Origin of the sequence: Mycobacterium sp. IS-2888 (assembly GCF_001954215.1) — a bacterium.
Lineage (GTDB): Bacteria > Actinomycetota > Actinomycetes > Mycobacteriales > Mycobacteriaceae > Mycobacterium.
The window spans coordinates 21,720-28,586 of record NZ_MBET01000078.1 but is presented as its reverse complement, the minus strand read 5'-3'; the positions used below and the strand labels follow the sequence as shown (position 1 = coordinate 28,586).

At 67.9% G+C, this 6,867-nt stretch carries 7 protein-coding genes; 4 read left to right on the top strand and 3 right to left on the bottom strand.

Features of this window, described 5'->3' with window-relative positions:
* A partial coding sequence (locus A5745_RS15640) for a TetR/AcrR family transcriptional regulator (protein WP_139329639.1) occupies nt 1–323 on the bottom strand: 323 nt, incomplete at its 3' end.
* A gap of 75 nt (nt 324–398) precedes the next feature.
* Between A5745_RS15640 and A5745_RS15635 the strand changes: the two genes are divergently transcribed.
* A complete protein-coding gene (locus A5745_RS15635) occupies nt 399–1,016 on the top strand; it encodes a TetR/AcrR family transcriptional regulator (protein ID WP_076117151.1) in 618 nt (205 codons plus the stop codon).
* Here A5745_RS15635 and A5745_RS15630 read toward each other — a convergent pair.
* Nucleotides 1,006–1,521 carry a DUF417 family protein gene (locus tag A5745_RS15630; RefSeq protein ID WP_076117149.1) on the bottom strand — a complete coding sequence of 172 codons (516 nt, stop codon included), beginning with the start codon at nt 1,519–1,521 and terminating at the stop codon, nt 1,006–1,008. The two genes, A5745_RS15635 and A5745_RS15630, sit on opposite strands and share 11 nt — an antisense overlap.
* A 124-nt stretch (nt 1,522–1,645) precedes the next feature.
* Nucleotides 1,646–2,116 carry an SRPBCC family protein gene (locus A5745_RS15625; protein ID WP_076060083.1) on the bottom strand — a complete coding sequence of 157 codons (471 nt, stop codon included), beginning with the start codon at nt 2,114–2,116 and terminating at the stop codon, nt 1,646–1,648.
* Nucleotides 2,117–2,171: 55 nt separating this feature from the next.
* On the opposite strand from A5745_RS15625, the gene A5745_RS15620 reads away from it, so the two are divergent.
* From A5745_RS15620 to A5745_RS15610, 3 genes are all read left to right on the top strand, one after another.
* The gene (locus A5745_RS15620) at nt 2,172–2,993 is read left to right on the top strand and encodes a mycofactocin-coupled SDR family oxidoreductase (RefSeq protein ID WP_076117147.1); all 822 of its coding nucleotides are present in this window, start codon (nt 2,172–2,174) and stop codon (nt 2,991–2,993) included.
* A gap of 109 nt (nt 2,994–3,102) precedes the next feature.
* On the top strand, nt 3,103–5,388 hold the full coding sequence (locus tag A5745_RS15615; RefSeq protein WP_076117145.1) for a cation-translocating P-type ATPase: 2,286 nt from the start codon (nt 3,103–3,105) through the stop codon (nt 5,386–5,388).
* A 41-nt stretch (nt 5,389–5,429) separates the two neighbouring features.
* Nucleotides 5,430–6,821, top strand: coding sequence for an alpha/beta hydrolase family protein (locus A5745_RS15610; RefSeq protein WP_076117143.1), 1,392 nt, complete (start codon nt 5,430–5,432; stop codon nt 6,819–6,821).
* Nucleotides 6,822–6,867 lie beyond the last annotated feature (46 nt).

Genomic DNA, 6,867 nt, shown 5'->3' with positions numbered 1-6,867 from the left:
CCACGCATCAACTGTCCGCATTCGTCGAGCACCGCATCGAGTCGATCTACGACGTCATCGAAAGCTGCGGCGGCGGCGCGCAGCCGGTGCGACACGATCCCCTCGACCTCCTCGCCCGTCGCATTGAGCAGTTCGGACTTGGTCGGAAAGTAGTGATAGAGACTGCCGCTGGTCATGTCGGCCGCGCGGGCGATTTCGCGGATCGTGGCTTTTGAGTAGCCGACGTCGCCCACGCAGCGCATTGCCGCGGCGATGATTCGTCGGCGAGTCTCTTCGGCATTCGCGCCCACCGGACGCCCGAGCTGCGACGGCGTGGTGGTCATGCACCTCCGCGGGAGCCGGAAGTCGTTGGTCGGTCGAATATATTCGACCACATATCAGCGAGGACCCGACCCACCATGACCCGAACACAGCTGGGCCGCCCCGTGGGCGCCAGTGGCGAGGAAACTCGCCGACGAATCATCGCCGCGGCAATGCGCTGCGTGGGCGACGTCGGCTACTCAAAAGCCACGATCCGCGAAATCGCCCGCGCGGCCGACATGACCAGCGGCAGTCTCTATCACTACTTTCCGACCAAGTCCGAACTGCTCAATGCGACGGGCGAGGAGGTCGAGGGGATCGTGTCGCACCGGCTGCGCGCCGCCGCCGCAGCTTTCGATGACGTCGTAGATCGACTCGATGCGGTGCTCGACGAATGCGGACAGTTGATGCGCGACTATCCCTACCTGGCCGCGTTCTTGCGGGCGATGCGAGCGCAGAGCAATGCACAGTTGCGACGTGGCAGCCCAAGATATCCGGGTTCAAAGGCCCTACTCGACGTCGTTACCGAGATCATCGAGGATGCCCGGGCGCATGGGATGCTCGCCCCCGGCATCGGGACGGCGGCCACGGCGGAGACCATCTGCGCGCTGGCGCGTGGTCTGTCGGAGCAAGCGGGCACTTTGCCGCCGACGGCATTTGACGCCACGTTGGCCTCAGCGAAAAAACTAATCAGGGGAACGCTTTTCAAGCACTGATCCGGGCGCGCTTACTGCGCGACGCGGGCACGGCCGCAAGCGAATCGCCCAGGGCCCACACCGCAACTCCGATCAGCACCAGGTCCTTGAGCAGGAATTGGCCGGGTAGCGCCGACAGGACGGGAAGGCCGGCGGCGTGGTGCGCGACCACGCCTGGGGTGGTGAACAAAAAGCTCAGCGTTCCCAAGAACAGCACCACGGCCAGCGCGCTGCCGGCCGCCGAGGCCCGCGGCGACAGCGGCCGCAGCGCAATGAGAAGCGCGGCAACGATTTCCATCGTTCCCAGGCCCCGTGCGACGGTGGTGGCGCTGAGGAATTCGTAGATCCAGCTCATCAGTGGGCTGTGCTCGATCAGCACCCGGGATTCCATCTTCACGTACTTTCCGAACCCGATCCAGGCCAAGACGACGGCCAGGCCGTAACGGCTGATGAGCTGTCCCAAGCTGGTCAGCGACTGCGCCGCCGGGCGAGATGTTGTGCCAAAGATCGGGCTGTTGTCGGCCATCGAGGAGCGTCCTTCCGGTATAAGCGCTGAGGGCAACTGTTCCCAGAGGACACGGTTGACGGCGCCATTGGGTTCACTGACCCAATCGCTCGAGATGGGTTGCAGCCTGGGGATCGCGCCTGGCCTAGCCGGCGTAGCGGTCGCGCAAATTGGCCAGCGTCTTCTCAATGCCGGCCGCATTGGCCTTCCGGAAACCCATGCGTTCGTAGTACTTCAGCTTGTTCTTGAGCGCACCGGCGTCGCGATAGTCGAACGTCTCGGTGACCTGGGTCAGGGTCGGCGAAAGCGCCTCGAATTCCCAGCGCCAGCGGTGTCCGAGCGGGTGCCGCCATTCGACCACTTCGTTGGGTTTGAGTTCGGTGATCGTGCTGGTGATGCGGTAGGGCAGGCCGTACATCCGCATCTTCGTCGAAAACTTCGATCCCTCAACAAGTTGCGGCGGCACTTCGATGTTGTCGCGCACCGTGCCAGAGCCGTCCAGTTCGGGGTGGCGCCGGGGATCGGCGGCGAGCGCGTACAGATCGGCGGCCGGCGCGGCGACTTCGACTCTGCGGCTCACCTGTCGGGGTCCTCGGTCGACGATTGTGACGGTCATGACGTCCTCCTTCCGGCTGTCCGGCAGCGCCAGGTCGAGGCTACGCTTCGGACCGATGAGCCAGTCACTCTCAGGAAAAGTCGCGCTGATCACCGGCGCCGCGCGCGGACAGGGACGGGCCCACGCGGCGCGCCTGAGCGCCGAAGGCGCCGACGTCATCGCCGTCGATATCGCCGGACCCCTACCCCCCAGCGTTCCCTACGACTCGGCGACTCCCGATGATCTGGCCGAAACGGCCCGGCTGGTACGCGCCAACGGCCCACGCGTCATCACCGCGGCCGTCGACATCCGCGACGTCGACTCGCTCACCGCGGCCGTCGACGACGCGGTCGGCGAGCTCGGCCGGCTCGATATCGTCGTCGCGAACGCCGGTATCTGCAGCCCGGCGCCCTGGGATCACATCACCCCCGCCGCCTTCCGCGACACCATCGACACGAACGTGACCGGTACGTGGAACACGGTGATGGCGAGCGCTCGTCACATCATCGACGGGGGCCGCGGCGGCTCGATCGTCCTCATCGGCTCGGCAGCCGGCATCAAAATGGAACCGTTCATGGTGCACTACGTGGTGAGCAAACACGCCGTCACCGGGATGGCGCGCGCGTTCGCCGCCGAACTCGGCCGCCACGGCATCCGCGTCAACAGCGTGCACCCCGGGGCCGTCGCCACACCCATGGGCGGGGGCCGGATGCGCGACGCAATCCGATCCGCCGCCGACACCTATCCGTACCTCCGGGGCCTGAACAGGCCACTGCTGCCCGAAGGCACCGCCCAGCCCGAGGACATCGCCGACGCCGTCGCCTGGTTGGCGTCCGATCAATCCAGATTCGTGACCGGCACCCAGGTGTCGGTCGACATGGGCGTTTCCTACTGCTGAACCCTCGCCAGGCACAATCGCGGTTGACCCAACCTCGCGGAATACGTGCGGGGAACCGCGCGTTGTATCCGCACATATACCCCCAAGGGGTATATGTGGAAGGAGCTTCATGACCACCAGCGACTACCGGCTGACCGGGCGCAGCGCCGGGCAGGCGCGCAATATCGAGCTGGAAATCGCCGGAATGACCTGCGCCTCGTGCGCCATGCGCATCGAGAAGAAACTCAACACTCTCGACGGCGTCACCGCGTCGGTCAACTACGCGACGGAGAAGGCCGCCGTCACAGTGCCCGCCGGATTCGACCCGCGGGCGCTGATCGCCGAGGTCGAGAAGACCGGCTACCGCGCGGTTCTGCCGCCACTGCACGACGAACCCGCGGCGAAGTCGGCGAGTGACGACGCCGAGCTGGCCTCGCTGCGCAATCGCGTGATCGTCGCGACCGTGCTCACCCTCCCGGTGATCGCCATGGCGATGATCCCGGCGTTGGAGTTCCGCTACTGGCAATGGGCATCCCTGGCACTGGCGGCTCCGGTCGTCGTCTGGGCGGGACGGCCCTTCCACGCGGCCGCGTGGGCCAACCTCAAACACCGCGTCGCCACGATGGACACCCTCGTCTCGATCGGGACCCTGTCGGCGTTCGTTTGGTCGCTATATGCCTTGTTCCTGGGCGCCGCCGGGGAACCGGGCATGCGGCACAGCTTCGAACTGACCGTCGGCCGTGGCGACGGCGCCGGCAACATCTATCTCGAAGTGGCCGCGGGCGTGACGTTGTTCGTGCTGGCCGGTCGCTATTTCGAAAAGCGCTCCAAGCGGCGCGCGGGGGCGGCGCTGCGCGCCCTGCTGGAGCTCGGCGCCAAGGACGTAGCAGTCCTGCGCGACGGTACCGAGCGTCGCGTCCCCGTCGACCAACTCGTCGTCGGCGACGTGTTCGTGGTGCGGCCCGGCGAGAAGATCGCAACGGACGGCGTCGTCGTCTCGGGCTCCTCGGCCGTGGACGCCTCGATGCTCACCGGCGAGTCGGTCCCCGTCGAGGTCGGCCCCGGCGACACGGTCACCGGCGCCACCGTGAACGCCGGCGGGCGCCTTGCCGTGCGCGCCACCCGGGTCGGCGACGACACCCAGCTCGCCCAGATGGCCCGGCTGGTCGAGGCGGCCCAATCGGGCAAGGCCGAGGTCCAGCGGCTCGCCGACCGGATCTCCGGTGTATTCGTCCCGATCGTCATCGCTATCGCCGTGGCCACCCTCGGGGCATGGCTCGTCGCCGGATTCCCGCTGAGTGCGGCGTTGACGGCCGCGGTCGCGGTGCTCATCATCGCCTGCCCGTGCGCGCTCGGACTGGCGACTCCGACCGCGCTGCTGGTCGGAACCGGTCGCGCCGCCCAATTCGGCGTCCTGATCAAAGGGCCCGAAACCCTGGAGTCCACTCGCAGGGTCGACACGATCGTGCTCGACAAGACCGGCACCGTGACCGCCGGCAAGATGACCCTGGTCGACGTGATCGCCGCACCACAGACAGACCGCAGGACGCTGTTGGCCTACGCCGGCGCCCTGGAAGACGCCTCCGAGCACCCCATCGCGCGGGCGATCGCCGACGCGGCAAGGGCGGAAATCGGCACCCTCCCGGCAGCCGAAGACTTCGCGGGCGTGGAGGGCAAGGGCGTCCAGGGCGTGGTTGACGGCCACGAGGTCGTCGTCGGGCGGGAGAGCCTGCTGGCCGATCGAGCCCAGCGCCTCGACGTGACCTTGTCGGCGGCGAAGGCCCACGCCGAGGGCCAGGGCAAGACCGCGGTCGCGGTCGGCTGGGACGGCCACGCCCGCGGCATCCTGGTGGTCGCCGACACCGTCAAACCGACCAGCGCCGAAGCGGTCCGGCAGTTCAAACGCCTGGGGCTGACGCCGGTGCTGCTGACCGGCGACAACCAGACGGTCGCCGAGCGCATCGCCCACGAGGTCGGCATCACCCACGTCATCGCCGATACGATGCCCGCCGACAAGGTCGCCACCGTCAAGCGTCTGCAATCCGAGGGCAGGGTCGTCGCGATGGTCGGCGACGGAGTGAACGACGCCGCCGCCCTGGCCGCCGCGGATCTGGGCCTGGCAATGGGTACCGGCACGGATGTGGCGATCGAGGCCGCCGACCTCACGCTGGTGCGCGGCGACCTGCGCGTTGCCGCGGACGCGATCCGGCTCTCCCGCCGGACGCTGGCCACGATCAAGACCAACCTGTGGTGGGCCTTCGGCTACAACGTCGCCGCGATCCCGCTGGCCGCGCTCGGACTGCTCAATCCGATGTTCGCCGGCGCCGCGATGGCGTTCTCCAGCGTCTTCGTCGTCGGCAACAGCCTGCGGCTGCGCGGCTTCGCTACCACGATCGACGACGTCGATATGGGATAGTTGGTGTCCTCAACCTCCGGATCTAGCGAAGGTCGCGACTGTTGAGTCACTTCTTCGGACAGCTCTCGTTGCTGCGCGGCTGGTTCCCGGTCGCGGTGCAGGCGATCGCGCTGCTCGTGGCCGTCACCGCCATCGGAGTGCGCAGGCGGCGCTGGCGCAGCTGGGCATTGCCGGTGGCGCTGGGCGTCGCGGGCGCGGCGACGGCGCTGTCGTACTGGTACATCACGTCGCTGGGGGTGGCCGGCGACCCCGCGCCCGTGTCGCTGTGGCTGTGGCTGGCCATGAGTGGACTTGCGCTGGCGGTGCTTCTGCTCGGCTGGCCCGGCGCCCGTTGGTGGCGGCGCGCACTGGCGCTGCTGGCCGTTCCCCTGTGCGTGTTGTGCGCGGCGCTGGCCGTCAACGGGTGGGTGGGTTACTTCCCCACCGTCCTCGCCGCATGGAATCAACTCACCTCGGGACCGCTGCCCGATCAGATCGACCGGCTCCGGGTGACCGAGATGCAGGTGGCGGGAACCAAACCGGCCAAAGGCGTTGTCGTGCCGGTGAATATCAGCGCCGACGCGTCGCACTTCCCCCACCGTGAGGAACTGGTGTATCTGCCCCCGGCGTGGTTCAACAGCAATCCGCCGCCGCGGCTGCCCACGGTGATGATGGTCAGTTCGGCCTTCAACACGCCAGCCGACTGGCTGCGCCCGGGCGGCGCCTTCACCACCATCGACGACTTCGCCGCGCGCCATCACGGCTTCGCGCCGGTGCTCGTGTTCGTCGATCCCACCGGTTCCTTCGACAACGACACCGAGTGCGTCAACGGAACCCGCGGCAACGCCGCTGACCATCTGACGAAGGATGTCGTGCCGTTCATGGTCTCGAACTTCGGTGTCAGCGCCGACCGGGCCAACTGGGGGGTCGCCGGGTGGTCGATGGGCGGCACGTGCGCGGTGGACTTGGCCGTCATGCATCCGGACATCTTCAGTGCCTTCGTGGATATCGCCGGCGACCGCGCTCCCAGCATCGGCAGCAAGGATCTCACCGTCGCCAAGCTGTTCGGAGGCAACACCGCCGCCTGGGCCGCCTACGACCCCATCACCGTCATGAACAAACACGGGCGCTACACCGGGTTGTCGGGGTGGTTCGACATCCCGTCATCCTCGGACGCGCAAAACATGGCCGAGGCGACCAGTCCCGCGCTCGCGACGGCCCGCACCGACCCGTCCGCCAACCCCGAAGGCCAGGACGCCGCCGCCAAAGCGCTGTGCGACGCAGCCTCCGGCCACGGCATCAGCTGCGCGGTGGTCACACAACCGGGCAAGCACGACTGGCCGTTCGCCGCGCAAGCGTTCGCCGCGGCACTGCCCTGGCTGGCCTCGACGCTGGGCACCCCTGGTGTCGAGCCCGTGCAGCTACCACAACGCGGCGGCGGGGAGCCGCATTAGTCCACGCTGCGGGGCCGCGACCCCTTCCGCCGGCAATTCACAGCTG

Bases quoted from the DNA above. Each gene is read 5' to 3' on its own strand.
- A5745_RS15635 (WP_076117151.1), top strand. From the start codon at position 399: ATGACCCGAACACAGCTGGGCCGCCCCGTGGGCGCCAGTGGCGAGGAA.
- A5745_RS15630 (WP_076117149.1), bottom strand. From the start codon at position 1,521: ATGGCCGACAACAGCCCGATCTTTGGCACAACATCTCGCCCGGCGGCG.
- A5745_RS15625 (WP_076060083.1), bottom strand. From the start codon at position 2,116: ATGACCGTCACAATCGTCGACCGAGGACCCCGACAGGTGAGCCGCAGA.
- A5745_RS15620 (WP_076117147.1), top strand. From the start codon at position 2,172: ATGAGCCAGTCACTCTCAGGAAAAGTCGCGCTGATCACCGGCGCCGCG.
- A5745_RS15615 (WP_076117145.1), top strand. From the start codon at position 3,103: ATGACCACCAGCGACTACCGGCTGACCGGGCGCAGCGCCGGGCAGGCG.